A 25,230-nucleotide genomic window follows, 5' to 3' on the forward strand; every position below is an offset into this window, starting at 1 on the left:
GCCGTACGGCTGTGCCACCGGGCGCGGACGGGGGGCACCGGCTCAGTCGGCCGCCGCGACCGCGCCCTTGATGAGCCGGCGGGCGGCCGCGTCGGTACGGGCGGCGTCATGGGTCACCAGGCGGTCCTGGCACAGACCGCGCAGTCCGGAGACGAGGAGCGTGGCCGCCGCCCGCGCCTCCCGAGGCGGGTGCCCCAGCCGGACGTAGGCCGCTGCGATGGGGCCGACCATGACCTCGACGGTCTCGGCCGCGACGGCGCCGTACTGCTGGGGATCGGTGGCGGCGAGGCTGAGCAGCTGCAGCAGCATGCGGACCGGACCGGACTGCTCCCCGACCGTCATCGCGTCCCACAGGGTATGAGCCGCTTTCCGCAGTCCCTCGCTGTCGCGAACGCCGTCGAACATGGCGTGGGCGTCGGGGCGGCTGGCGGCCAGCGCCTGGGCCAGCAGGTTCTCGCGGCTGCCGAAGTAGTACAGAAGCATGCGCTTGGTGGTGCCGATCGACTGGGCGAGCGGACTGAGCGACATCTGTGCGACGCCGTGGTGCTGGAGGTGGTGCACCACCTGTTTCAGCAGCTCGGCACGCTTCTCGGCATTGACGGGGCGCGACACTCTTTGACTGTACCGATCGGTACGCGTAAGGTCCAGCAAAGATAGATGTTCCGATCGGTACATGAATCGGGTGGCGCCCTGACGATGCCCGGGCGCGGCACAGTCGGGAGAGGCGTCGTGAAACTGTTCGGACCGCGGATACCGCAGGCCCACCGGGGCCGGGGAGGCGGCCTCGGGACTGCCGGGCGTCCGGTCGCGTCCCGCGTGCCCCGCGGCGGGCGAGAGGGGGTTCTGTGAAAGCCCGGATCGAGCGGCCTGGGGGCGCTTCCGTGGCCAGAGTCCTCGTCGAGACCCTCACGATCCCGGTGACGCTCTTCCTGGGCCTGCTGTTCTGCTTCCCCCTGGCCTTCCACCAGCCTCAGCCCCACCACGCCAGAATCGCGGTCGCCGGTCCCGCGGTGGAACGCAAGGTCGACACCGCGCTGCAGCGGGAGCACCGCGGCGGGTTCGACGTCACCGCCGTGGCAGACGCCCAGGAGGCCCGCCGGGCGGTGCTGGACCGGGACGCCGTGGCAGGCTTCGCCGCCGACGGCAAACACGCGGTGCTGTACGTGGCCAAGGCCAACGGCTCGGCCCTGGAGCAGGCGCTGACCAAGGGCTTCACCCAGCTTGCGACGCACAACCACCAGAAGCTCACCGTCACGGACGTGGCCCCCACGGTCGGCAAGGACGGCCCCGGCACGACCCTGGTCTACTTCGGGATCGCCTGGAACGTCCCCGGCTACATACTCGCCACGACCCTGCTGCGGGCGGTGACCTTCACCCGGCGCAGGAAACTGATCACGATCGCGGGCGTCGCCGGCCTCTTCAGCGTCGTGGGTTTCCTCGTCGGCGTGGGACTGGACCTCTTCCCCGACGACCCCACGGCCCTGGCGATCGCCTTCCTGCTCACGACGGCCGTGGCCACGTTCTCCCTCGGCATGGCACCGTTCGTCAGGCACTTCTTCCCACTCGCGGGTCTGGGCCTGTACGTGGTGCTGAGCGTTCCGTCCAGCGGCCTGGTCCCCGTCCAGCTGCTGCCGCGGTTCTTCCAGGGCCTGCACGCGGTCATGCCGCTGGGCAATGCGGTCGACGCCTTGAGGGGCGTGATGTACTTCGACGGTGCGGGGGTGCTGAGGCCGATCCTCGTGCTCTGCGCGTGGATCACCGCGGGGACGGCGCTGCTGGGCCTGGACGCGTGGCGGCAGCACCGCGCCGCCGCGGCGCCGGGAGCCGAGGACGAGCAGGAGGACGTTCCCGAGCCGCCGGTGGAGGACCCCTCCGTGGAGACACCCACCCCCACCGCACTGCCGGTCCGCCCGCACCACTTCGGCGAGCTGTTGCCGATGCTGGAGGGCACCGTCCGCGACACCGCGCAGCAGCCCGTCCGCCATGCCGCGGTGACCGTCATGGACACCGGCGGCCGGCAGTTGGTGCGCACCACGACGAACGCGCAGGGCGAGTACGCCGTGACCGGCCTGCCCGAGGGGTACATCAGCATCGTCGCCTCGCACCCCGCACGAGACCCCCTGGTCCACCAGAGGCTGCTGCAGTCCGGGGTGGCGGTCCGGGCCGACTTCACCCTGCACGACCGGCGCAGCCGGACACCGGTCGGCACAGGCGCCGAACACTTCGGTCCCCGGCACGCGCGACACGGATCGTGAGACAGGGACCGTGAGACAGGGATCGTGAGACAGGGATCGTGACCACGCGGACGGTGCCGGGCGGCACCGTCCGCGTGGCGGGGGCCTCCGGCCCCCTCTCACGCCGGAGGATGCGGCCGAGCCCACCGCTCTCTTCGCTGGACATGAGCGAAGACAAGAACGCCGGGATGTGCAGCGGCCCGGGCTGGAAGGAAACAGGGGTCTGACACGAATCACGCCACGGCGGCGGTCACCGGGGTCACCGGTGCGCTCGGCAGCCGGATCGCGGCCCGACTCGCCGGCCACGGGGTCCCGCAGCTCCTCGTCGGACGTAGTCCCGACCGCATGCCCATCGGCGCGGTCGGGCCATGGCGTTGGCGTCGGCCCAGTCGACGGCATGTCCGGGGTGGTCGTGCTCGCCGTGGGCGGCGGTGATGCGGTCGATGATGTCCAGCTCGCGGCCGTGCTCGGACGAACTGAAGGTGGTGCGGAACCTTCACCGTCACCACCACGATGAGCACGCCCTGAGCAGCAGGTTCAGCCACGTGCCGGCCGGTTCGCCGTTCGTCTGCTCCGAGGGCGTCATCCCCACAGAGCAGCGACCCTGCGCCATTCCTCCCTCGGCAACCGCCCCCTGTGCGTGCCGGTGACCACCTGGAGGGCCACGTGGTCTCCGCCTGCCTGGTGGAAGGTGTCGATGCGGTCGCGGACACGGTCCTCGTCGCCCCAGGCGAAGACCGCGTCGATCAGGCGGTCGCTGCCGCCCCCGGCCAGGTCGGCCTCGGTGAAGCCGTGCCGCAGGAAGTTGTCGGTGTAGTTCGGCAGCGTGAGATACATGGCGAGGGCGTCGCGGGCAAGGGCGCGGGCCCGGGCCGGGTCGGTCTCCAGGACCACCTTCAGCTCCGGGGCGAGCAGCGGTCCCTCGCCGAGGATCCCTCGGGCCCGGGCGGTGTGTTCGGGCGTGACCAGGTAGGGGATGGCGCCGGCCGCCCGCTCACCGGACAGCTTCAGCATCTTCGGGCCCAGCGCGGCCAGCACCCTGCTGTCGGCAGCCAGGCCGGCCTCGTCCAGCTCGTCGAGGTAGCGGGTCATCGCCGCGTACGGACGGCTGTACCCCTTTACCAGCGGGCCGTGGCTCACGCCGAGACCCACCAGGTAGCGGCCGGGGTACGCCGATTCCACCTCGGCGAAGCCGGCCGCGGTGGCGGCGGCCTCCTGCTGCCAGATGTTCAGGACGCTGGTGCCGACGACGACGCGGCGCGTCGCCCCGATCAGCGGGGCGGCGTGGTCGGCGGTGCTGTTGTTGCCGAGCCAGATGGCGCCGTACCCGAGTTCCTCCAACTCGGCCGCGGCCTCGTTCAGTTCGCCGCGCCGGGCCGGGTCATCCGAGCGCAGTTCGATGCTCCAGGCACCGTAGCGGCCGACTCGCTGCTTCAGGGGGACGGCGGCATCGCTCATCGGGTGTTCCCTCCAGGTGGTGGGCGGTGCCGTGATCATCACGTCTCCGGCCACCGCGGGCCGGAGGGCGTTCCGGCCGGTTCCCGCCGTTCCCTCGGTCGGCCCAACGGTGGTACGCCAGTTCCGGCGCTCGGGAGACGGGTCGATGCCTGCGCGGTCGCCGGGAGGCGGGGACGCGTGCTGTCAGGGCCGCAGAAGCCTGACGGCAAGGAAGCACGGAGCCTGGTGCAGCATCAACGCGCATGCGACTTCGTCGAACAACGCGTCGTCGATGAAGTCCAGCGGCTTCTCCACGTCATGGATGCGCAGTTCGGCCCGGTCACCCACTCGCTCGCGCATCCCCCGTCAGAGCGAGCATCGCCGGCCTGTCGGTGTGCGCGCTTCAGGGGCTGGTGTCAGCGTTCCTTGCGACGTAGCCGCCGACTTCGTCCGGGTAAGCGGTCTCTGCAGGCATCCTGACAGCATCGCGCCGGTAGCTGCCCGGCGCGAGCGGTTTCCGGCGGTAGGGACGGCGGCACGGGCGGTCCGGCCAGGGAACGTACAGTGCGAGCCCGGGGGCCGCCCCGTCACGGACGGGGCGGCAGCGATGGCAGGACGGGTCGTGGCGGAGGACATGCGGGCCGGCATCGGCGTGGCTCCTCACATCCGGCGACCGTTGCCTGCGCCGTGTGAGGGGTGCGGGGCACGCCCCGGCCCCCCTGACGCACCGCGATGCCCGCACGCCGACGGTGGGAACCGGGGGTCAGGACGCTCCGGTCGTCGTCTGCGCCGGCTGTGTGGTGGAGGTGGGAGCGCCGGCCCGGGGCTGCGGGAGGCTGCGGGAAGAGTGCCCAACCGCATCGGACACGGGTCCCGGGTTGCTCGGCAGCATGTGGGCGTAACCAACCCCGAGCAGAAGGGCTACGGCCGTCGCAGCGGTGGCGGTCCGGCGGGTCGTGGTGCTCACACGCCGAAGTCCGCGTTCGCGCCGCCGCACCGGGTCGGAGTCGTGTGTGGGTCCAGGCATGGACATGGGCCGGCCTCCTTCGGGCGAAGACAGCGCCGCGAGGCGATCCTCCGGCTCGCGTACGCCATGTCATCAGCTTGCGTCGCGCCACATCGGAGAGCCGTTCAGGAAAGCTTCAGATGTGGCAAAGCCAGGCGGATGCGGCAGCGGCTCCTGCGCGTGCCTTGCCCATCCGCCGGCCCGGAGACTCGTCCACGTCGTCCTAGGCTTGGTGCTGTGGAACAGAAAACCGGCCCCAGGGCGGATCCCGACGCGCTCACGGTGCTGGTCGTCGAGGACGATCCAGGGCTCGCCAGGTCGCTGGTACGCGGCCTGGACCGAGCCGGATACCGGGCGAGCAGCGTCGGCTCCGGACGCGGTGCGCTCACCCATGTACCGCCGCCCGATGTGGTCCTGCTCGACCTCGGTCTGCCGGACATGGACGGCATCGAGGCCTGCCGCGTGCTGCGGCGCCGGTCCGACATGGCGATCATCGTGGTGACCGCCCGCGGCGAGGAGGGCGACCGGGTCGCCGCCCTCGACGAAGGCGCCGACGACTACCTGGTCAAGCCCTTCGGCCTGGCGGAGCTGCTGGCACGCATCAGGGCCGTACTGCGCCGCATCCGCCCTGCAGGGCCCGAACTGCTGACCCACGGCCCGCTCGTCGTCGACCCACGCACCCGCAAGGTGATGGTCGGCGGCGAGGACGTAGCGCTGACGCCCAAGGAGTTCGACATCCTCCAGTGCCTCGCCGCCGATCCGGGTCGGGTCGTGACGCGTCAGGAGATCCTTGAACGCGCCTGGGACGCCCACTGGTACGGGCCCACGAAGGTGCTGGACGTCCATATGGCCGCGTTGCGCCGCAAGCTGGGCGTGCCCGGACTGGTCGAGACCGTCTACGGGCGCGGCTTCCGCCTTGGCGAAGTCGGCTGACGCGCCGTGACCCGCCGCATCGCGCTCAGTGTCCTCGCCCTGATCACCGCGGTACTGGTGCTGGCGGTGGTACCGCTCGGGCTGCTCATGACCCAGCGCGAGCAGACCTCGTTCCGGGAGGAAGCGGCCGCGAAGACGAGGTCGATCGCCTCCGCTGCCGAGGAGTACCTGTCCGATCACAAGACGGATGCGGTGGCACCGAGCCTGGTCGAGGAGGCCCACAAGAGGGGCGACTGCGCGACCGTCTACGACAGGGCGGGCCATGTCGTGCTGTCGACCGCGTGTTCCGACGTGGCCGGGGACGACTCCAAGGGGCTGGTCCTCTCCGTGCTCGCCCACCCCGACAGCCGGGTGCGCCAGGACGATCAGTGGCTGACCACCGCCGTACCGATCGGTGACACCTCGGACCCCGTCGGGGTCGCCGTCCTGAGCCGGTCCGCCGATCCGCTGCACGACCGGATTCTGGTGATGTGGGGCTGGCTCGCGTTGATCGGAGTCGGTGGACTGGGTGCCGCCGTGCTGATGTCGGTGCTGCTGGCCCGCTGGGTCGGTCGTCCGCTGCGGGTGCTGGACGAGGCGGCACAGCGGCTGGGCGAGGGGGCGCTGGACGCGCGGGCGCCGGCCGGGGCAGGGCCGCAGGAGGTGCGGCGCCTCGCGGCGACGTTCAACACGATGGCCGGGCGCACCGAGGCCCTGGTGCACGGTCACCGGGCCGTGGTCGCCGATGTGTCGCACCAGCTGCGCACCCCGCTGGCGGCCCTCCGGCTGCGGCTCGACCTGCTCGCCGCCGACGCCGAAGGGGACACGGCGGCGGAACTGGCCGACGCGCAGGGCGAGATCGCCCGGCTGTCCCGGCTGGTGGACGGCATGCTGGCGGTGGCTCGCGCCGAGCACGCGGTGCCGCGACCGGTGCCGGTCCGGGTGGACCGCGTCGTGGCCGAACGCGTTGCCGCCTGGGAGCCCGTCGCCGACGCGGGCCAGGTCCGGCTCACCGCCGACTGCCGCCCCGGGCTCACCGCCTTCCTCGGCGAGGGAGATCTCGAGCAGGTGCTCGACAACCTGATCGCCAACGCCCTCGACGCGGTCCAGGAGGGCGGCCGGGTGCTGATCACCGGTAAGCGGCACAACGGATCGGTTCAGCTGCGGGTCGTCGACAACGGCCCCGGGATGACCCGGGCCGCGCGGGAGAGCGCGTTCCGCAGATTCGGCAACCCCGAGGCGAGCGGTACCGGGCTGGGCCTGGCCATCGTCCACCGACTGGTCACCGCCAACGGCGGCACCGCCGACCTGCTGGACTCGCCTGGCGGCGGTGTGACCGTGGTGCTGTCGCTGCCCGCGTCCCGGCGCTGACGCGACCGCAGCAGCAGCCAGTCCGAGTGGCGCTACGCGGACCATCGACGCCTGAGCCGCCCCAGGACAACTCCGAGCACCCGCCGGCCTCTCCGTGACACCTCGCATCACCGTCCCGACCAGCATGTTTGCTGATCTTTGCGGGTTCTGAAGGATTCCTGAACCGGTTCCCGACGGGTGCCCGCGCAGGCTGGTGGATGGATACCCACAGGCGTGGCCGCAAGGTGTCGAGCGCTTCACGACGGCACATCGACGGCCGAGGAGGAACCATGTCCCACCCCGACCACCCCACATCGGCCGGTGCCGTGCGTCGCCGGGAGCGCGGCCTGCGCCGGGTCGGAAGCACCACCCGCTGGGTGGCCGCCGCGGCCGCGGCCGGCTCCGTGGTGCTCGCCACGGGGTACGCCCGGGCTCTGCCCGGGAAGTCCTCGTCCGCGCCCGGGAGCACCTCCCGGCCGTCGACGCCCGCATCCGCCCCCACGTCGAGCACACCTACCACCCCGCGGACTCCGTCGCACTCGGCGGACCCGTCCGGGACCGCCACCTCGACCTCCCGCCCGGCCCCGCATACGACCGTGCCGAAGCAGCGGACGGCGCCCGTCCTGCCGTCCGCCACCGGTCCGTCCAACCCCGCATCCGCGCATATCACGACGAAGCCCCCGGCACCGGCTCCACAACCGTCGCACACCACGTCGGGTGCGTCATGACCGCCGCCACACGTCCGGCATCGGTCTCCTTCCCTGCGCTGGGTACCACCGCCTCGCTTCTCGTCGCCGACCCGGACGGGATGGACGCGGCACGGCAGGTGCTCGAGGCCGAACTCTCCGCCGTCGACGCGGCGTGCAGCCGCTTCCGGCGCGACTCGGAACTCTCGCGCGCCAATGCCGCGGCGGGTGCTCCCCGTCATGTGAGCGCCCTGTTCGCCGAGGCACTGGACGTGGCGCTGCTTGCGGCGGAGGTGACCGACGGCGTCGTGGATCCCACCGTCGGAACCGCCGTGAACGCGCTCGGCTACGACGTCACGTTCGCCGCGCTGCGACCGCAGGACGTGGGCCCCGTACGCCTTGCGGGAGCGACCCCGGGCTGGCGGGCGGTGGAATGGGACAGCGCCGCCCGCCGGCTGCGGATGCCGCCGGGCATCGCGCTCGACCTCGGCGCGACCGCCAAGGCCCTCGCCGCGGACCGAGCCGCCCACCGCGCCACCGAGGTGGCGGGCTGCGGCGTCCTGGTCAACCTTGGCGGTGACCTCTCCGTCGCGGGCCAGGCGCCACCGGGAGGCTGGCGCGTCGCCCTCGCCGACGATCACGCGGCGCCCGGCACCGGAGGCCGGCCCACGGTGAGCGTCACCGGGGGCGGACTCGCCACCTCCGGCACCACGGTGCGAACCTGGCGCCGAGGGGGTCGCCGGCTGCATCACATCGTCGATCCCACCACTGGCGACGTACCCGCCCCGGTCTGGCGGACCGTCAGCGTTGCCGCCGTCAGTTGCGTGGCCGCCAACATCGCCAGCACCGAGGCGGTCGTCCTCGGTGAACGCGCCTTGGGCCGGCTGCGCCGGGTGGGGCTGCCCGCGCGGCTGGTACGCGTGGACGGGACCGTCGAGCGAGTCTGCGGCTGGCCCGAGGACACTGCGGGAGGCGCCCGATGACCGGAATCGTCCCACTCGCCGCCGGCCCCAGCCCGCTGTGGTCCGCGACCCGGGCAGGCGGCACCGTCGCCCTGGTGCTGCTCACCGCGACCGTCGCGCTCGGTATCGCCGTGGGCGGCCGGTACACACCGCGGCGGCTCGCCCGCTTCGAGGTGAGCGCGCTGCACCGCAACCTGGCGGTGCTGACCCTGGCCTTCCTGGCCGTGCACATCGTCACCGCGATCCTCGACACCTTCGTCCACCTGGGCTGGCTGGTGACGGTGGTGCCGTTCACCGCCTCCTACCGGCCGCTCTGGCTGGGACTGGGCACGGTCGCGTTCGACCTGCTGCTCGCGGTCGCGGCCACCAGTGCGATACGGCTGCGCATGGGGCAGCGGCGGTGGAAGACCGTGCACTGGCTGGCCTACGCGGCCTGGCCGGTCGCGCTCTTCCACGCCGCGGGGACCGGCACCGACACCCAGCTGACGCTGCAACTCGCCTTGTACGCCGCATGCGTCGCCCTCGTGGTCGCCGCCGTCTGGTGGCGGCTGTACCGGGCGGGCCCGGGCCGGGTCGCGATGCGGCTCTGGACGGGGGTCACCGCAGCGGCGGTTCCCGTGGTGCTGACCGCGTTCCTGAGTTCCGGGCCGCTGCAGCCGGGTTGGGCGCACCGCGCGAGCGGCCCCGCGCCGGCAGCCACGGGCGCGGTACACCCGGCGCCCGCGCCGACCGATGACGCCGGAGGGTCCGAATGACAGACGCAATGACGGACGGACAGCCACCCCTGCTGACCGGCGACGGGCGTGACGGCATGATGGGCCCGTACGGCTCCAGGCTGCTGCACGGCTGGTACGCCACCGGTGGCGCGGCCGACCTGAACGAGCACCTCGGCCGGTACGGTCCACCACCGTCTCCCCGCTCCGCCGACGCGGTCGACCGACTGGTGCGCGCAGTGGAGGACGCGGGACTGACCGGCAGGGGCGGCGCGGCCTTCCCCACCGGCCGCAAACTGCGCACGGTCGCCGGCGGCAGGGGCACCGCCGTGGTGGTCGCCAACGGCATGGAGAGCGAACCGGCCAGCCGGAAGGACGAGATGCTGCTGGACCTCGCCCCGCACCTGGTGCTGGACGGCGCCGCACTGGCCGCCGCCGCGGTGGGCGCCGACGTGGCGCACCTGTGCCTACCGCGCACCAGACAGGACCAGGCACGGGCTCTGCGCGAAGCAGTCGAGGAACGCCAGAGGCGGGGCCTCGACACGGTGCCGGTGATGGTGCACGAACTGCCCCACCACTACGTCTCCAGCGAGGAGACGTCACTGGTGCGCTGGCTGAACGGCGGCGACGCCCGCCCGCTGGCGACCCCGCCGCGCCCCTTCGAGAAGGGCGTCGGCCGGCGCCCCACACTGATCGACAACGTCGAGACCCTCGCCCACCTCGCACTGATCGCACGCTACGGTCACGGCTGGTTCCGGAGTGCCGGGCGCCCCGACGCCGCGGGCACCACGCTCGTGACCCTCTCCGGCGCCCTGCGCACGCCGGGCGTCTACGAAGTGCCGATGGGCCGACCGATCGGTGAGGTACTGGACGTCGCGGGGGGAGCCTCGGAGCCGCTCGGATCCATCCTGCTGGGCGGCTTCTTCGGTAGTTGGTTGCCGGTGGACCAGGCCCTGCGAGTCCCGTTCGCCAAGCAGGACCTGGCGTCACTCGGTGCGGGACCCGGTGCCGGAGTGTTCGTGGCGCTTCCCGCCCGTGCCTGCGGTCTGGCCGAAGCGGCCAGGGTGCTCGGATATCTCGCGGCGCAGAGTGCACGGCAGTGCGGACCGTGCCGACTCGGACTGCCGGCCGTGGCCGCGGACTTCGCGGATCTCGCCTGGGGCAGTCCCGGCCCTCGGCTGAGGGAGCGGCTGGAGGCCCGGGTGGGACTGCTCGCCGGGCGCGGCGCCTGCCGGCACCCCGACGGCGTGTCACGCTTCGCGGCGACCGCCCTGCGCGTCTTCGCCCACGACGCACGGCACCATCTGAGCCTCGGCCCGTGCGCCGCGGCAGGCCACGAGCCCGTTCTGCCGGTCCCGGACACAGTGGTACCCGACGAGCGGGAATGGAGGTAAACGGCATGTCAGGCACACACTCCCTCGGGATCGACCGCATCGCATGCGACGGCTACGGCCTGTGCGCCGAACTCCTGCCGGAACTCGTCGAGTTGGACGAGTGGGGCTACCCGATCGTGGGATCGGCCCCCCTTACGGGTCAAGCCCTCGGGCACGCTCGGCGCGCGGTGGCCGCATGCCCGGCGCTGGCACTCCGCCTGGACCGGGCGCAGCATCGCGCACCGGACCGGCAGTCGCCCCAGCGGACGTGAACGAGTTCTTGACCCCACGTCAGACATGCTTCTGCCCGCTCCAGCGCACCGCGAGGGAGTTGCGTCAGCACTGCCATCCGGGCTGCGCGGGGCCTGATCACCAGGAGGACGGACGAGTGACCGTGAGCGACGGCAGGGCTCTGGTGGACGGCAAGCCCGAGTGGCCCGGCACGATGTCCGGGGGGCCGGCGGGAAACGAGCGGCTGACCGCAGTGACCGGGGCGGTGCTGCTGGTTCTGTTCGCCGTCGAGGGCGTCACCATCCTCTTCCTCGGGCAACTCCTCACCCTGCACTTCTTCATCGGGCTGCTGCTGACCGGCCCGGTCTGCCTGAAGATCGGCTCGACCGGCTACCGGTTCTACCGCTACTACACGGGAGCGCCCGCGTACCGCCGCCACGGGCCGCCGGCACCGCTGTTGCGCGTGCTCGGCCCCCTGGTCGTCGCCACGAGCGTCGCCGTCCTCGGCTCGGGAGTGGCACTTGCCCTGCTCGGCCCCGACACCGGTCCGCTTCCGGTGCTCCTGCTGCACAAAGCCAGCTTCATCTGCTGGATCGCCGTGCTGGGCGTGCACGTCCTCGCTTACGTCTGGCGCCTGCCGCGCCTCATCGGAGCCGACCTGCGCCGCCATCCGGCACGCCACGGGATCGCCGCCCCGCAGCGCGCCGGACGGTGGGCTCTGCTGGCGGTCGCGGTCGGCGCGGGACTGATCGTCGCACTCGCCGGAGTCCACCTGGTCTCCGCCTGGAGCAGATAGCGCCGCCGCTCCAGTGAACCAACCGCCCGGCGGCGAACAACTCGGCCGCCATCAGCCGGATGCGCTCACGAAACGCCTGCCGCTCAGGCGACAGACCCCCACCCTGCGGATACCTCACACTTGGGCATACCGCGACGATCAAGACCTGTCGGCCCGCTACGACACCGCGTCTACAACCTCAGTAATCGGGCGAAACACCCGTCACGCGTCACTCCTGGACGGTCCATTCATCTCGCCGACCCAGCGGTCAGGTGCTCGATCTGCGGCGGAGTTCACTGGCCCGGGCCACGGCTTCGTCGTGCCGTGGGAAGCCCCGCCGAACTGCGGCGCTCAGGACCGCTGGTCCGTCGCGCAGCCGTTGAGAATGAGGTCGAGGAGGCGTTCGGCCTGTTGGCGTTGTTCGGGCTTTCCCGAGGCCAGGGCGACGCCCGTGAGGGCGACGAACATGTCGGCCGCGCCGATGTCCGCCCGGATGGTGCCGGCGGCGGACCCGGCGTTCAAGAGTGAGGTAAGAGCGGTCATCATCAACTTGCGGCTGTGGCCGCAGGCGTTGAAGCCGCAGTCGACGAAGGTACGCAAGGTGTCGGCCATCCCCAGTCTGGCGGTGGCGTAGTCGATGAAGCGGCCCATCCAGACACGGAGTGCCTCGTGCGGAGGCAGGGTCGCCAGGAGTTCGGGGAAAGTCGCACAGCCGGCTCAGTTCGCTGCGGTAGGCGGCCTCGATGAGGACTTCCCGGGTCGGGAAGTTCCGGTAGAGGGTGCCGGTTCCCACGCCCGCTTCCTCGGCGATGCGATGAAGGCGCGCGTCCAGTCCCTGTTCTGCGAAGACGCGTATCGCGGTGGAGAGGATCTTCTCTCGATTGCGCCGTGCGTCGGCCCGAAGGGGACGCCTGGTGTCTGAGGTCATGGGACGGCTCTTTCGTCGTGCACGTGTGCCGAATGCCTAACGCCCTGATGACGGCCGTCAGGCGAGGGTTCCTGTGGTATGGACGATCTCGCCTCCCACCACGGTGAGCTCGGAGTAGAGCCCGGGGATACGGTCCTCCGGCACGGCGAAGCAGTCCTCGCTGAGAACCGCGAAGTCGGCATGCGTGCCGGGTCTCAGACGCCCGCGAGTGTTTTCCTCGTAGCTGAGCCAGGCGCTGCCCGTGGTGTAACACTCCAGGGCACGCTCCCGGGACATCCGGTGGCGAGCGGCGCGTCGCGGTATGCCGTCCGCGGAGTTTCCCGTGATCAGCCACCACAACGACAACCAGGGGTTGTGGGAGGAGGCGCGGGTGGCGTCGGTACCGGCTGCCAGGGGAATCCCGGCGGCGATCATGTCCGCGATGGGCGGTGTTGCGGTCATCGAACCCTCGCCCCAGGCCGCCTCCGAAAAGCCGGCCTTGAACACCTGGTGGTCGTCCAGCACCACACCCGCACCCAGCGCGGTGAGCCGGCGCAGGTTGCCCGCGCTGATGCGGTCGGCGTGGGACAGCGAGAACCGCAGCCCCCGCAGCGGGATCCGCTCGTTCACCGCTTCCCAGCAGGTCAGGATCCTGTCGATGGACTCGTCGAGCACCGCATGGATGTTCATCGGCCAGCCCTGTTCGGCGGCGCGGTAGGAGATCCGCTGGAGCTCCTCGGCGGCGTCGTCCGAGATCGAGAACTCCTCGAGCCCTTCGAAGTCGTGGCAGCCGTAGTGCACCACCTCACCGATGCCCGCGAAGCGCAGCATCGGGTCGCCGAACCGGGGCGGGGTGTGCCGCATCCACTCCTCGAGTTGCTTGTATTCCTGCCCGGGGTCCGCCGCGGACAGGAACAGCCGCATCCGCATCGACAGACCGCCGTCGCGCCAGAGCGCGAACAGCGGCTCGTACCGCTGCGGCGGCATGCCGAACCCGCCGGCGTCGACGATTCCGGTCAACCCGAGGGCGTGCAGGTCGGCCAGCATCGCCGCGGTGGAGCGTCGTTCCCTCTCCGGTGTGACAGGTGCAATGGCGCCCAGGACGCGGTTGAACGCGCCCATGCCGAACACCCTGCCGGTGAGCTCGCCGGTCACCGGGTCGCGCTCGAGGTGACCGCCGTCGGGGTCGGGGGTGGCGGCGTCGATGCCGGCCGCGTGGAGCGCCGCCGAGTTGAGCACCGCCACCTCGTACAACGCCTGCACATACACCGGGTGGTCCGGAGCGAGTGCGTCCAACTCGGCACGCGTGGGCTCGCGCAATTCGGCGAACTGGCAGGGGTGCCACCCGCCGACGACCCGGATCCATTCCCCGGGGCGCGCCGTCTCGACTGCGGCGCGAAGCCTGGCGAGCGCCGTGGGCAGGTCGGGTACGTCCGTCCAGCGCAGTTCGCTCGCCCAGGTCGCGCCGCCGCGCACCGCGTGCATGTGGCCGTCGACCAGGCCGGGAATCACGCGGCGGCCACGCAGGTCGACCGTGGCCGACCGGCTGCCGGACAAGGCGCGGATCTCCGCGTCACTGCCGTACGCCACCACCCTGCCGTCGCGCACGGCCAGTGCGGTCGGTTCGGGTCCCACCTGTCGGGCACCGCCCGGCCAGACCAGCCCGTTGAGGAAGATCTGATCGGCGGGAGCGGTGTCGGGTGATGTGTCCATGAAACAACCTCGTCGTTGTCGATCGCGCGTCGCCGGGGTAGGGGTCAGGCGCGGGGCTGGGCCGCCGATGCGGCCGTGGAGCGGGGGCCGGACCAGGACTCCAGAAGGCGGTCCCGGGAACTGTGTGCGCGTCCTCGTACAGCCCGCAGGTCGTGCCCGCATATCCGTCCGCCCTGCTTGACCACCCGGCCTGCGATCAGCACGGTGTCGACGTTCTCGTTGTCGGCGAGGGTGATGGCCGCGGACACGCTGTTCACGGGCGACAGGTTCGGCCGGTCGGTGTCGAGCAGGATGATGTCGGCCTGCTTGCCGGGGGTCAGCGACCCGATCCTGCTTTCCAGCCCGAGGGTGCGCGCGCCTTCGATCGTGGCCATGCGGACCACGTCCCGGGTGCTGATCGTCAGCTCCGACAGCGTCTCGTCGCGGGAGAGCGCGGCATGGTGCTGCCAGCCGCGCTCGGCTTCGAGCGTGCCGCGCATTTCGGCGAAGAGGCTGCCCCCCACTCCGGAGACCACGTCGATGCTCAGGCTCGGCACCACCCCCGCCGCGCACAGCCGCCCGGTCGCCGGATAACCGTGACCCATCTGCATCTCCACGCGTGGCGAGATCGAGGCGTGTCCCCCGGTGTCGGCGATCAGCCGCAGTTCGGCGTCGGTGCAGGTGTTGCAGTGGACGTAAATCAGATCGGGGCCCAGCAGACCGCGTCGGTGCAGTTCCGTGATCGACCGCTGCTTGCCCAGTGCGCCGACGCCCACGTGCATCGAGGCGCGGATGCCCAGTTCGCGGGCCAGTGTGAGATCGGACAGCGTGTCCTCGACCGGCCCGAACTCCGGACCCATGCTGGCCAGCGCGAACGTGACCAGTCCGGCCTCGGAGGAGAAGTAGCGCTCCGCCACCCTTGTCACGTCACGGGCGTACCAGTCGGCGGGCGGCCCTCCGGGGTTGCCGTAACCGAACACCGCCCGGATGCCGGAGTCGACGAGTCCGCGTACGGCCTCGTCGGCGTGATCCGGGCTGCGCATGATGTGGGCCCAGTCCATGACGGTGGTGACACCGGCATCGATGGCCTCCATCGCGCCGAGCAGTTCGGCCACGTACACGTCGTCCGGGGAGAACCTCGGCCCCAGTTCCAGCAGCATGTGGTCGATGTACTGGCCGAGGGTCCAGTCCGCCGCGAGCTGCCGCAGCGCGGCCTGCCACAGATGCCGGTGGGTGTCGATCAGCCCCGGCAGGACGATCCGGTCGGTGGCGTCGATGATGTGCGCATCCGTCGCCGGGATGTGCTCGGCCACGGCCGTGATCGTGTCGTCTTCCACCAGCACGTCACCGCGGGGCAGTTCCCCGATGTCGGGATCGACGCTGTAGATCGTGCCACCCTTGATGAGCGTTCTATGAGTCATCGTTGACCTTTTTCGTTACTCGGACGGCCGTGTCGTCAGCGCCAGATACGGGTGTCGGGCGGCACGTCACCGATGGTGAGCACCGTGCCGGCGGTGACGATTTCGAAGGCGTCTGGGACGAGGTCGGCGACGGCCTTCTTGAGCGGGAATCCGCTGCAGTGCATGGGAGCGACCAGCCGCGGCTCGTAGGCGGCTAGGGCCTTGGCGGTGTTGTCGATCCGGTTGGCGCTGATGCCGGGGTGTCCGGTGTGGAATCCGCCGAGGACGCCGTAGAGCGTGTCGGTGCCGGTGAGGGCTCGCATGTGTTCGATCGAGCTGACGACCCCGCGGTGTCCGCACGGGTCGATGACGATCAGCCCGTGACCCTCGACGTCGATGCCGAGGACCTGGTGGTCGTTGATGTTGTCCGCCTCGACGCGGCCGTCGGCGTGGACGCACAGCCGTCCGGCGGGGGCTTCGAACTCGAAGTCTGCGGTGGTCTGCATCTCGCCCGAGGTGAGCAGGCCAGGGCCGAGCGGGATGGAGTTCCGTGCCTCCATCAGGTGGCCGCCCGATGTCCGGATTCCCTCCCGTGTCAGCCCGATGTTGATCATCGGCAGGGTGGTGTGCGGTTTGACGATCATCCGCGGGTCGAACGCGTCGGGATGTGCGATCACCGGGGTCGGATGGCCGATCGCCTCGAGTACTCCGTTGATGCCGCCGAAGTGGTCGGGATGGCCGTGACTTAGCACCACCGCCTCCACCTCGTGCAGGTCCACGCCGAGGCGGTGCGCGTTGTGCAGCACGACGTCGGCGGTCAGCCCGGCGTCGAAGAGGATCGTCGTGGAGCTGCCCTCGGTGAACGTCTCCACGAGGAAGCACAACCCGTTCTCGGCGAGCAGTTCGCCGTACCGGGAATTGAAGTGCTGATCCATGTTGTAGCGGCGTACGCGGAGGGTCGACGGCAGAAGGATGTCGATGAAGTTCTCGTCGAGAACGGTGATACGGGCGCCGGCGCAGCGCGTCATGGCGTCGCCTTTCTCAGTGGTCGTGGGCGGCCTCAGGGAACGATGACGACGCGGCCGGAAACCTGTTCCGCCACCGCCGTGTAAGCCTCGTGTCCCTCATCGAGGCCGAACTGGTGCGCGACCGGCAGTGGCCGGAACTCGCCGCGCTCGAAGTAGGGGGTGAGAACGGCCAGACGCTCGGCCGACTCCGTGACGTCGAGCTTGCGGCTGTCCGCACCCAGCATCCGGGCCTCGCGGTGGTAGAAGTCCGGCAGGTTGATCTCCACCGTGGGTGTTCCGACCGCGCTGATGACCACCAGTCTGCCCCGCTGGGCCAGCGAGGCGAGGGCCGCGGCGGTGGTGACGCCGCCGACTGCGTCGTAGACGACCTCGGCTCCCCGGCCGCCAGTGTGCGTGAGCAGGGTGTCGGCCACGGCGTCCGCGTCGGGAGCGAAGGGAACGAACGCGTCGATGATCTCCGCTGCCGGAGTGCCGTCGGCGGGGGGAACCCGGTCGACGCCGAGCACCCGGGCCCCGCGCGTCCGCGCGATCTGGGCGACGGCGCCGCCCACCCCGCCGGAAATGCCGAAGACGACGACGGTCTCACCCCGGCTCAGGTGCGCGATCTCGACGGCACCGAGCCAGCCGATCACGAAGTTGACGCCGACCGCCGAGGCCTCCTCGAAGCTCAGTGCTGCCGGCTTGCGGGCGAGTGCGGTGACCGGCACACGGATGTACTCCGCGTGCGAGCCGTCCAGGGTGAAGCCAACGTCGCCGCCGGTGCCCCACACCTCCACGCCGCGCCACTGCGGTGGACCGTCGACGACGATGCCGGCGAAGTCGCGGCCGGGCACGCGGGGCAGCACCGTGCCCTCCATGATGCCGGCGACATTCTTCAGGTCGGAGGGGTTGACCGAGGCTGCCCGGACGGCGACCACGGCCGTGCCGTCGGTGGCCAGGGGATCAGGCAGTTCGGCGACCCGCAGGACGTCGGGGCCTCCGAACTGGTCGAAGCGTAGCGCGCGCACGCAGGTGTCCTTTCTGGGCTGATGATCAGCGGGTGGTACGTCCGGTGCGGTGTGGTCACCCTCGAGCCGGGGCGAGGGTGAAGGTCCACTCGACGGTCTGGAAGGGCTCGGACATCACGGTGCCGTGCGGCGCGGTCTCGCCGGCCTCGTGCTGGACGAAGTCGGCGACCAGCGAGCGCTTGGCGCCGAAGACAGCGTCCCGCTCCAGATACGGGTCGTCGCCGCGGAACAGCATGGTGACCAGCGGTTCGTAGCCTTCGGCGTGGAGCCAGAAATGGATGTGCTCCGGCCGCATCGGCGAGCGCCCGGCGGCGCGGAGGATCTCGCCGCAGGGTCCGTCGGTCGGGACCGGGTAGTACCGCGGCACGATCGAGCGGTACCGGAAACGTCCGTCGTCGTCCGTGTCCAGTAGCGCCCGCATGGCGGGCTCGCCGTGCAGCTTGTCCGCCTGCTGCACGTCGTAGAAACCTTCACTGTCGCTGTGCCAGGTGTCCACGTCCGCGCCGACCACCGGCCGCCCGTCCGGGTCCACCACCGTGCCGCTGAAGAACAACGGCATGCCTGCGACACCGCCGGAGATGTCGGCGCCGTTCTCCGCGCGTGGCCGGCCTTCCACATAGAAGGGGCCGAGCAGGGTGGAGTCGGTGGCAGAGCCGTTGCCGTGGTTGATCTGGTCGACCAGGACGCTGAGCCCCAGGATGTCCGAGAGCAGCACGAACTCCTGCCGCGTCGGACTGGAGATGCGACCGACCCGCTCCAGGAAGTCGACCGCGGTGAACCATTCCTCACTGGTGAGTCGGACCTCGCGGGCGAAGTCGTGCAGATGCTGGACGAGCGTCACGAAGACCTCGCGCATGCGCTCGTTCGTGCACCCCGCAAAGGTCTGCTGAACGGCGTCTGTGATCGTTTCCTCGGTCAGATCGATGGACATCGCTCGACTCCTTTCTGTCCGCGTCCTTGCCGAAAAGCATCAGACGGGAGGCTTCATCTCGTCTAGCGAAACCTTTAGATGGTCAACATCTCGATGTGAGATATTGAGAGAATGGAGCTACGTCAGCTGGAGTACTTTGTCGCCGTCGCCGAGGAACGCAGCTTCTCTCGGGGTGCCGAGCGGGCCCATGTCGTGCAGTCGGCAGTGTCGACGGCCATCGCCAAGCTTGAACGCGAGCTCGATATGCAGCTTCTCGACCGGGCCGGGCACCGGATCACGCTGACCCCCGCCGGTGCCGCGTTCCTCGCCGAGGCCCGCAGCACCCTGGCCGCAGCCCGGCGCGCGAGGAATTCGGTCGCCCCGTACCGGGAGCAGCTCGGCGGCAGCGTCGACCTCGGGATCCTGATGTCCTCCGGGCCCCTCGACCTGCCCGCTGCGCTGGGCCGCTTCCACACCCGCTACCCTCTGGTGGCGATTCGGCTGCACCAGGGCGTCACCGGCACAGCCGCGCACCTCGCCGCCGTCGTGGACGGTTCACTCGACCTCGCCCTGGTCGCGGCCACCACGGCATCGAGGCAGGTCACCCTTCGACCGGTCGCCCGCGACCCCATGGTCCTGCTCTGCCGACCCGACCACCGGCTCGGCGCCCGCAGCCAGATCCACGTGGCGGACCTCGCCGAGGAAACGGTCGTGCGCTTCGCCGCAGGCTGGGGTATCCGCCTAGAGACCGACGATGCCTTCGCCGCCGCAGGCATCGCCCCGGACGCCCCCTACGAGGTGGCCGACTACGACACCGCCGCCGGTCTCGTCCGCAATGGGCTCGGCATCAGCCTGATGCCCGCCACGCCGGCCGGCCACTACACGGACCTCCGCGCCGTTCCGATCAGTCCCACCATCACGTGGACGCTGTCACTGGCCACCACGGCGCAACTCCCCATATCTCCCGCGGCGGTGGCGATGGCCGACACCCTGCTCGAGGCCTGCCCGCCTTCCTGATGGCCGAGGGGCCGTTCCGTGAGGGTGTTGCCGTCACCGGCATACGGGGGTGAGGCCTCGCAGCGCTGCATGTCCGGCGGCCGGCCAGGTCGGGCGGGAATTCTTCGGCGACCGGTGACCGGTGCCGTCGCTCGTCGCCCGGCGCGGCCTGGATCTCACCGAGCGCGGTCCCACCGCGTTCGGCGGCGCCGCCGGCACCAAAAGCGTCCGCCTGGCCCCGTCGACTCATCGCCGCGCGCCGTGGCCGACTGCCCCTCCTGGCCGGCACTTTCCTCGGCAGGTCCGGTGCGCTGGTGGGCGCCTCGCGGAACAGCAGCCGAACCGGGATCGCCAGCAGCCAGCAGCACTTGGCGAGGTCGGCGAGAAGAACGCCATCGGGAGCGAGCCGACGAAAACCAGGGCCATCAGGAGGCTGCGGCGGATCGCCTCCCTCAGCCGCGCGGGCGCAGCATGCGACGCCGCCCGCGCGGGCCTGGCCAGGAGGCGCAGATACATCTCACAGAGGAGGGCGCGCTGCAATCGGTGAGCGTTGTGAAGGTCACCCCATTCAGAGAATTTGCTGCTGAATGCGTTCGCCTTCTTCTATTGGACCCCTGGCTGCTGCTCATCGACGCTGGGTTGTGCCGACATCGCCGCAGTCCCGTGGCTCAGGCATTGGCCGGCATCAGTTCCGCCTGAAAGTCGAAAGAGGTCTCGAGCACGTGCACACTCGCCGAATCGGTGACATCGAGGTCAGCGCGATCGGCCTGGGCGGCATGCCCATGTCGATCGAGGGCCGCCCGGAGGAGGCACGCTCCCTCGCCACTGTTCACGCCGCGCTCGACGCCGGTGTGACGCTGATCGACACCGCCGACGCCTATCACCGGGACGCCGATGAAGTCGGTCACAACGAAACCCTGATCGCCAAGGCTCTCGCCCGCCACGCGCTGGGTGCGCAGATCCTCGTCGCCACGAAGGGCGGCCACCTGCGCCCCGGAGACGGCAGCTGGACGCTGGACGGCTCCCCCAAGCACATCAAGGAGGCCTGTGAAGCCTCCCTGCGCCGCCTTGGCGTGGAGGCCATCGGGCTCTACCAGTTCCACCGTCCGGACCCCAGGATTCCCTACGCGGAGTCGGTCGGTGCGGTGCGGGAGCTCCTCGACGAGGGCAAGATCCGCATGGCCGGTGTCTCCAACGCCAACCCGGAGCAGATCCGGCAGGCCAACGAGATCCTCGGCGGCCGCCTGGTCTCCGTCCAGAACCAGTTCTCGCCTGCCTTCCGCTCCAGCGAGCCGGAGCTTCGGCTGTGTGAGGAGCTCGGCATCGCGTTCTTGCCGTGGAGTCCTCTGGGCGGCATCTCCCGCGCGCGCGAACTCGGTTCGGCTTACGCACCGTTCGCGCGGGTTGCCGAGGCTCACCGGGTCAGCCCACAGCAGGTCTGTCTGGCCTGGATGCTCGCCAAGTCGCCGGCCGTCGTTCCGATCCCCGGCGCGAGCCGACCGGAGACCATCCGCGACTCGGCAGCGTCTGCGGACCTGAAGCTGACGGACGAGGAAATCGCCGAGCTGGACAGCGTGTGACACGGTGCAGCTTGCGCTTGACGCCGGCTCGGCCACCGAGTCCGCGTCGCACGAGGGCTCCAAGGAATGCGCACGTACCCGTCGGGTCACGACGCGGAGTGGGCCATGGCGGCCCGCGGGACCACTGCCTCGGCCGCATGGTCGTTGCCGCGCGCGATCTCGTCGACGCCACGGCGCCCCTGGCGCAAGCGGAACTGATCGCCGAGTTCCACGGGGCGGCGGAGCCGACAGCAGCGATCACCTCACGTCGGCACGCAGTTGGACTCCCCGGCCCCATGCATGAAGGAGCGGACACGTGAGCGCGGCACCCGTACGTTTCGGCATCGTGGGCAGTGGCTGGCGCGCTGCGTTCCTCGCACGGCTGGCGCGGGCGCTGCCGGAACGGCTGACAGTGGCCGGCGTGGTGACGCGCTCGGCCGCACGGGCCGCGCAGGTTGAGGCCGCGTGGGGGGTGCCCGCCTTCGGCACGGTCGGCGAACTGTGCGGCATCGGGCCGGAGTTCGTGGTCGCGTCGGTGCCCTGGGACGTCACGCCCGAGGTCGTGAGAGAACTCGTCGAGCGCGAGGTACCGGTGCTCGCCGAAACGCCGCCGGCACCCGACGTTGCCGGGCTGCGGGAGTTGTGGGGCGCCGTCGGGGGCGCGACACGCGTCGGCGGCGGTGCACTCGTCCAAGTTGCTGAGCAGTACCCGCTCATGCCGGGCCACGCCGCTCGTATCGCGCTCGTGAGGCAGGGCCTGATCGGCGAGGTCACGTCGGTCCAGGTGTCCTCGACACACATGTACCACGCGATCTCGCTGATCCGGCACACGCTGGACGTCGGTTCCAGGCCCGCGACGGTGACGGCCCGGGCCTTCACCGCCCCGCTCGCCGACCCGCTGTCCCCCCGCGGCTGGTCGGACGACCTGATGCCCAAGGACGCCGTCACCACCCTCGCTTTCCTCGACTTCGGCGCGGCCCGCACGGGCCTGTACGACTTCACGGACAACCAGTGGTGGAATCCGCTGCGAGCCCGCCGCGTCGTGGTGCGCGGCTCACTCGGCGAGATCGTGGACGACACCGTGGTGCGGATGGCCGGTCCACGTAGCCCCGTGGAGTCCCCTCTGATGCGGCGCCGCACCGGCACGGATCTCAACCTGGAAGGCGCCGAGGTGCACCACATCTCCTTCGACGGACGGGTGGTGTGGCGCAACGACTATCTGGGCGCGAGCCTGTCCGAGGACGATCTCGCGGTAGTGGACCTGCTGTGCCGCACGGGCGCATGGGTGCGGGACGCCGGCCCGGAACCGTATCCGCTGGCCGAGGGCTGCCAGGACCATCTGCTGGCGATGGCGGTCGAGGAGTCGGCTCGGACGGGGGCGCCGGTGACGACAGCCGTGGAAGCATGGGCGGCCCGCTGACACCGCCGGCCCGCTGGGCGCTGCAGGGCCCGCCCCGGCCCTCGCCGCGACGCTCCCTCGACGGCCTCGGCACACACCGTCGGACTCACCGGCCTCCGCCCGCCGTACGCATGCGCGCCACCACCGGCTCAGCCTGCTCCCCAACGAGCCGCCGTCCCCCGATGTCACACGTCCCGTCGCTGCCGCCACTGCGCGGGTGCGCGTTCAGACATACCTCCTCGTGCCCCGTCACCCGCAAAGACGGCGTGACAGAGGTCAACGACATGTGCTGATCAATCCTGGAATGCGAGGCCTTGTCCCGCTGCTGCCCTCAGGGGGCTTGCCTCGTTCTGGGGTTGCGCAGGGCTGGTCACGGGGCTCCGACGATGGCGGCGGCGTCCAACCACTCCGCCTTCAATCTTGCCAACGCGGGCGGCGCCTGGCTCGGCGGCCTGGTCATCTCGGCGGGCTGGGGCTGGGCCTCGCCCAACCTGATCGGCGCGGCTCTCGCCATGGCCGGTCTCGGCCTCGCCTTCACGGGCGGCCTCATGGACCGGGGCAGTCGTCGCTCCGAGGTGGTCGCTTCGTCCGACGCGGAGGCCGGACAAGTCATGGCAGCCCAACGCATGGGCGCACCTACTCCCTCCCCCCAGCCTCCGGCAGCCCCCGGGGATCGGGGGTAGCGCCCCGGGTCCCGGTGGCCTGCTGGGGCCGGCCCTACCTGAAGTGCTCGTGGATGTCTTGGCCGAACAGCCGCACCGGCAGAGCCCGGTGCGCGAGCGGCCGGCCGCGCCGGAGGTCGTTTCGACGCCTGCACGGATCCACCTTCTGACCGACGTCACCCAACAAGGGCATCGATCCGGCCCGGAGAAACTCCCCCACGCTGGAGCCTGAGGTGCCCAGACGGCCTCCAGGATGGTGAAGCCGTCCCGGCCGACCTGCTCGGCGGCCCACTCCTGGCGGACGTTGTCGCCCTTGGGGAAGGGGTAGGAGTCGATCCAGGTGCCGTAGCGTGGCTGGCCACCGCGGGGCAGCGCCTGCTCGACGCGTTCACGGCGGTCCTGCGCGGCTACGAGACCGCAGAGTCCGACTGGAGCCACGCCCTGCGCATGCTCCGCAGCCTCTGCCACGACTTCGCCACGTTGCAGGCGGCAGGCGGCTTCCAGTGGAGCGCCGACATCGACGAGAGCTTCGAGTGGCTGATCACCTTCGCTGACCGTGGCCTGCGCGCGCTTTGAGAATGCTGTGGCCGTCGACCGCTTCGACATCAGCGGCGCCCTGGTCGGCCTCGTCGGCATGGCCGTGATCATGTGCGCTACAGGGCACTGACCAGCGGACGCGGGAGCATTCCGCAACGTGCGCGATGGTCAGGATGACGCGCGAACCAGTGCCGATGTGTCCGCGAGTCCTCAAGTCCGAAGGTAGGAGGCGCCATTGAGATCGAGTACCGTTCCGGACGACCAGGCGGCTTCCGGTGAGGCCAGGTAGAGCACCGCGGCCGCGACCTCCTCGGACGTCCCAACCCGTCCGAACGGGCTCTGGCCGCGCAAGGTCTCGCCGCCTCGGCCCGCCATCTTCGGGGCCTGCCGTTCGGTCGCGATGAAGCCTGGCGCCACAGACGTCACCGCGATGCCGTGGGGTGCCAGCGCGATGGCCATCGACTGCCCGAAGGCGTGCAGTGCAGCCTTGCTCGCACCATACGCGGGAAAGTCGGGTTCGCCCCGGAAAGCACCGCGCGAACCGATATTGACGATGCTGCCTGTACCGGCGCGGCCGATGAGGTGCCGGGCGGCGCAGTAGGTCACATTCGCCGCGGCGAGCAGATTGACGTCGACCATGCGGTGCCAGACAAGCTGCCAGTCCTCATAGGACACGTCGGCCACGGAGTGCCGGGTGCTGTCGGACGGTGCGGCGGCGGCGTTGTTGACCAGCACGTCGACCCCGCCCAGCCTCTCCACGGCACCGTCGACGATCTCCCGCGCCGCTTGCGGATCGCCAAGATCGCCCGCGAGTAGGGCGTGACCGGAACCGGGCAGTCGCCGCAGCGTTTCCTCGGCGTCCGCGCGGTTGGTCGCGTAGTGCATTCCCACGCGGTCCCCGCGCTCAGCGAACGCAAGGGCCACCGCCCGGCCGATCCCGCGCGACGCCCCTGTGACCAGCACCCGCCTCATCGCGTGAAGACCTGGGACTCGTCGCGGAACGCCTTGAACTCCCACGCGTTGCCGGCCGGATCGTGGAGGAACATCGTCCACTGCTCCGCCGGCTCGCCGGAAAATCGGAGGTAAGGCTCGATGACGAACGCGGTACCCGCCGCACGGAGTCGCTCGGCGAGCGCATGGAAGTCCTCGGTCGACAGCAACAGCCCGAAGTGTGGGACGGGCACCGCATGCCCATCGACCTCACTGTTCCCAGCGGGCACAGGGCCACCGGGGACCACATGAGTCACCACCTGGTGGCCATGCAGGTTCCAGTCGATCCAGTGGCCAGTGGACCGTCCTACGCTCAGCCCGAGGACATCTCCGTAGAACTGACGTGCAGCGTCAAGGTCATCGACCGGTATGGCCAGATGGAAGGCGGGGCGCATAGGCATGTGAACACTCCTTCGGCTCGGTGCGCTCCGACCTCGCAACAGCCGAATGTCGAATCACCGGCA

General features: G+C 70.8%; 21 protein-coding genes and 3 pseudogenes. 13 read left to right on the top strand and 11 right to left on the bottom strand.

Annotation, left to right across the window (positions count from 1 at the left end; translation table 11 throughout):
- Positions 1 to 42 precede the first annotated feature (42 nt).
- Entirely contained in the window at positions 43 to 612 is a 570-nt protein-coding gene (locus ACFY0K_RS41635) for a TetR/AcrR family transcriptional regulator (protein ID WP_390644270.1), read from the bottom strand.
- Between the two features lie 269 nt (positions 613 to 881).
- Between ACFY0K_RS41635 and ACFY0K_RS41640 the strand changes: the two genes are divergently transcribed.
- The gene (locus tag ACFY0K_RS41640) at positions 882 to 2,255 is read left to right on the top strand and encodes a carboxypeptidase regulatory-like domain-containing protein (protein WP_390644272.1); all 1,374 of its coding nucleotides are present in this window, start codon (positions 882 to 884) and stop codon (positions 2,253 to 2,255) included.
- Positions 2,256 to 2,816: 561 nt separating this feature from the next.
- Here the strand turns inward: ACFY0K_RS41640 and ACFY0K_RS41645 are convergent.
- Together ACFY0K_RS41645 and ACFY0K_RS41650 are read right to left on the bottom strand one after the other, a co-directional pair.
- The gene (locus ACFY0K_RS41645) at positions 2,817 to 3,692 is read right to left on the bottom strand and encodes an LLM class F420-dependent oxidoreductase (protein WP_390644273.1); all 876 of its coding nucleotides are present in this window, start codon (positions 3,690 to 3,692) and stop codon (positions 2,817 to 2,819) included.
- Between the two features lie 183 nt (positions 3,693 to 3,875).
- Positions 3,876 to 4,019 carry a hypothetical protein gene (locus ACFY0K_RS41650; protein ID WP_390644274.1) on the bottom strand — a complete coding sequence of 48 codons (144 nt, stop codon included), beginning with the start codon at positions 4,017 to 4,019 and terminating at the stop codon, positions 3,876 to 3,878.
- A gap of 895 nt (positions 4,020 to 4,914) precedes the next feature.
- On the opposite strand from ACFY0K_RS41650, the gene ACFY0K_RS41655 reads away from it, so the two are divergent.
- The 7 genes from ACFY0K_RS41655 to ACFY0K_RS41685 all read left to right on the top strand — a co-directional run bounded on the left by ACFY0K_RS41655 (position 4,915) and on the right by ACFY0K_RS41685 (position 11,700).
- Positions 4,915 to 5,610 carry a response regulator transcription factor gene (locus ACFY0K_RS41655; protein ID WP_390644275.1) on the top strand — a complete coding sequence of 232 codons (696 nt, stop codon included), beginning with the start codon at positions 4,915 to 4,917 and terminating at the stop codon, positions 5,608 to 5,610.
- A 6-nt stretch (positions 5,611 to 5,616) separates the two neighbouring features.
- Positions 5,617 to 6,960 (top strand): sensor histidine kinase, encoded by a 1,344-nt coding sequence (locus ACFY0K_RS41660; protein WP_390644277.1) that lies wholly within the window; start codon positions 5,617 to 5,619, stop codon positions 6,958 to 6,960.
- A 703-nt stretch (positions 6,961 to 7,663) separates the two neighbouring features.
- Positions 7,664 to 8,608 carry an FAD:protein FMN transferase gene (locus ACFY0K_RS41665; RefSeq protein ID WP_390644278.1) on the top strand — a complete coding sequence of 315 codons (945 nt, stop codon included), beginning with the start codon at positions 7,664 to 7,666 and terminating at the stop codon, positions 8,606 to 8,608.
- Positions 8,605 to 9,342 carry a ferric reductase-like transmembrane domain-containing protein gene (locus ACFY0K_RS41670; RefSeq protein ID WP_390644279.1) on the top strand — a complete coding sequence of 246 codons (738 nt, stop codon included), beginning with the start codon at positions 8,605 to 8,607 and terminating at the stop codon, positions 9,340 to 9,342. The genes ACFY0K_RS41665 and ACFY0K_RS41670 overlap by 4 nt, the downstream gene beginning before the upstream one ends.
- Positions 9,339 to 10,694 (top strand): NADH-ubiquinone oxidoreductase-F iron-sulfur binding region domain-containing protein, encoded by a 1,356-nt coding sequence (locus ACFY0K_RS41675; protein ID WP_390644280.1) that lies wholly within the window; start codon positions 9,339 to 9,341, stop codon positions 10,692 to 10,694. The genes ACFY0K_RS41670 and ACFY0K_RS41675 overlap by 4 nt, the downstream gene beginning before the upstream one ends.
- A gap of 5 nt (positions 10,695 to 10,699) precedes the next feature.
- The gene (locus ACFY0K_RS41680) at positions 10,700 to 10,945 is read left to right on the top strand and encodes a ferredoxin (protein ID WP_228620829.1); all 246 of its coding nucleotides are present in this window, start codon (positions 10,700 to 10,702) and stop codon (positions 10,943 to 10,945) included.
- Between the two features lie 116 nt (positions 10,946 to 11,061).
- Entirely contained in the window at positions 11,062 to 11,700 is a 639-nt protein-coding gene (locus tag ACFY0K_RS41685; protein ID WP_390644282.1) for a hypothetical protein, read from the top strand.
- A 330-nt stretch (positions 11,701 to 12,030) separates the two neighbouring features.
- Here ACFY0K_RS41685 and ACFY0K_RS41690 read toward each other — a convergent pair.
- From ACFY0K_RS41690 to ACFY0K_RS41715, 6 genes and pseudogenes are all read right to left on the bottom strand, one after another.
- Positions 12,031 to 12,607 (bottom strand): annotated as a pseudogene (locus ACFY0K_RS41690) (TetR/AcrR family transcriptional regulator).
- A gap of 57 nt (positions 12,608 to 12,664) precedes the next feature.
- Positions 12,665 to 14,299, bottom strand: a complete 1,635-nt coding sequence (locus ACFY0K_RS41695) for an amidohydrolase (protein ID WP_390644283.1) — start codon at positions 14,297 to 14,299, stop codon at positions 12,665 to 12,667.
- A gap of 44 nt (positions 14,300 to 14,343) precedes the next feature.
- On the bottom strand, positions 14,344 to 15,699 hold the full coding sequence (locus ACFY0K_RS41700; protein ID WP_390644285.1) for an amidohydrolase family protein: 1,356 nt from the start codon (positions 15,697 to 15,699) through the stop codon (positions 14,344 to 14,346).
- 35 nt (positions 15,700 to 15,734) lie between these two features.
- A complete protein-coding gene (locus tag ACFY0K_RS41705) occupies positions 15,735 to 16,706 on the bottom strand; it encodes an MBL fold metallo-hydrolase (protein WP_390644286.1) in 972 nt (323 codons plus the stop codon).
- Positions 16,707 to 16,738: 32 nt separating this feature from the next.
- A complete protein-coding gene (locus tag ACFY0K_RS41710; protein ID WP_390644287.1) occupies positions 16,739 to 17,713 on the bottom strand; it encodes a zinc-binding alcohol dehydrogenase family protein in 975 nt (324 codons plus the stop codon).
- A 55-nt stretch (positions 17,714 to 17,768) separates the two neighbouring features.
- Entirely contained in the window at positions 17,769 to 18,644 is an 876-nt protein-coding gene (locus ACFY0K_RS41715; RefSeq protein WP_390644288.1) for a dioxygenase, read from the bottom strand.
- 111 nt (positions 18,645 to 18,755) lie between these two features.
- Here ACFY0K_RS41715 and ACFY0K_RS41720 point away from each other — a divergent pair, with 111 nt between their 5' ends.
- The 5 genes and pseudogenes from ACFY0K_RS41720 to ACFY0K_RS41740 all read left to right on the top strand — a co-directional run.
- Positions 18,756 to 19,640 carry a LysR family transcriptional regulator gene (locus ACFY0K_RS41720; protein WP_351962056.1) on the top strand — a complete coding sequence of 295 codons (885 nt, stop codon included), beginning with the start codon at positions 18,756 to 18,758 and terminating at the stop codon, positions 19,638 to 19,640.
- Between the two features lie 701 nt (positions 19,641 to 20,341).
- The gene (locus ACFY0K_RS41725) at positions 20,342 to 21,199 is read left to right on the top strand and encodes an aldo/keto reductase (protein WP_390644289.1); all 858 of its coding nucleotides are present in this window, start codon (positions 20,342 to 20,344) and stop codon (positions 21,197 to 21,199) included.
- Positions 21,200 to 21,494: 295 nt separating this feature from the next.
- Positions 21,495 to 22,598, top strand: coding sequence for a Gfo/Idh/MocA family oxidoreductase (locus ACFY0K_RS41730; protein ID WP_388713534.1), 1,104 nt, complete (start codon positions 21,495 to 21,497; stop codon positions 22,596 to 22,598).
- Between the two features lie 356 nt (positions 22,599 to 22,954).
- Positions 22,955 to 23,260: pseudogene (locus tag ACFY0K_RS41735) on the top strand (MFS transporter); the annotation flags it as partial.
- A 333-nt stretch (positions 23,261 to 23,593) separates the two neighbouring features.
- A pseudogene (locus tag ACFY0K_RS41740) lies at positions 23,594 to 23,815 on the top strand (TetR-like C-terminal domain-containing protein); the annotation flags it as partial.
- Between the two features lie 171 nt (positions 23,816 to 23,986).
- On the opposite strand, the gene ACFY0K_RS41745 reads toward ACFY0K_RS41740, so the two are convergent.
- Together ACFY0K_RS41745 and ACFY0K_RS41750 are read right to left on the bottom strand one after the other, a co-directional pair.
- Positions 23,987 to 24,748, bottom strand: a complete 762-nt coding sequence (locus ACFY0K_RS41745) for an SDR family NAD(P)-dependent oxidoreductase (RefSeq protein WP_390644290.1) — start codon at positions 24,746 to 24,748, stop codon at positions 23,987 to 23,989.
- The gene (locus ACFY0K_RS41750; RefSeq protein ID WP_390644291.1) at positions 24,745 to 25,167 is read right to left on the bottom strand and encodes a VOC family protein; all 423 of its coding nucleotides are present in this window, start codon (positions 25,165 to 25,167) and stop codon (positions 24,745 to 24,747) included. The genes ACFY0K_RS41745 and ACFY0K_RS41750 overlap by 4 nt, the downstream gene beginning before the upstream one ends.
- Positions 25,168 to 25,230: the final 63 nt, after the last annotated feature.

The organism is Streptomyces sp. NPDC001507 (assembly GCF_042894765.1).
Taxonomy (GTDB): domain Bacteria; phylum Actinomycetota; class Actinomycetes; order Streptomycetales; family Streptomycetaceae; genus Streptomyces.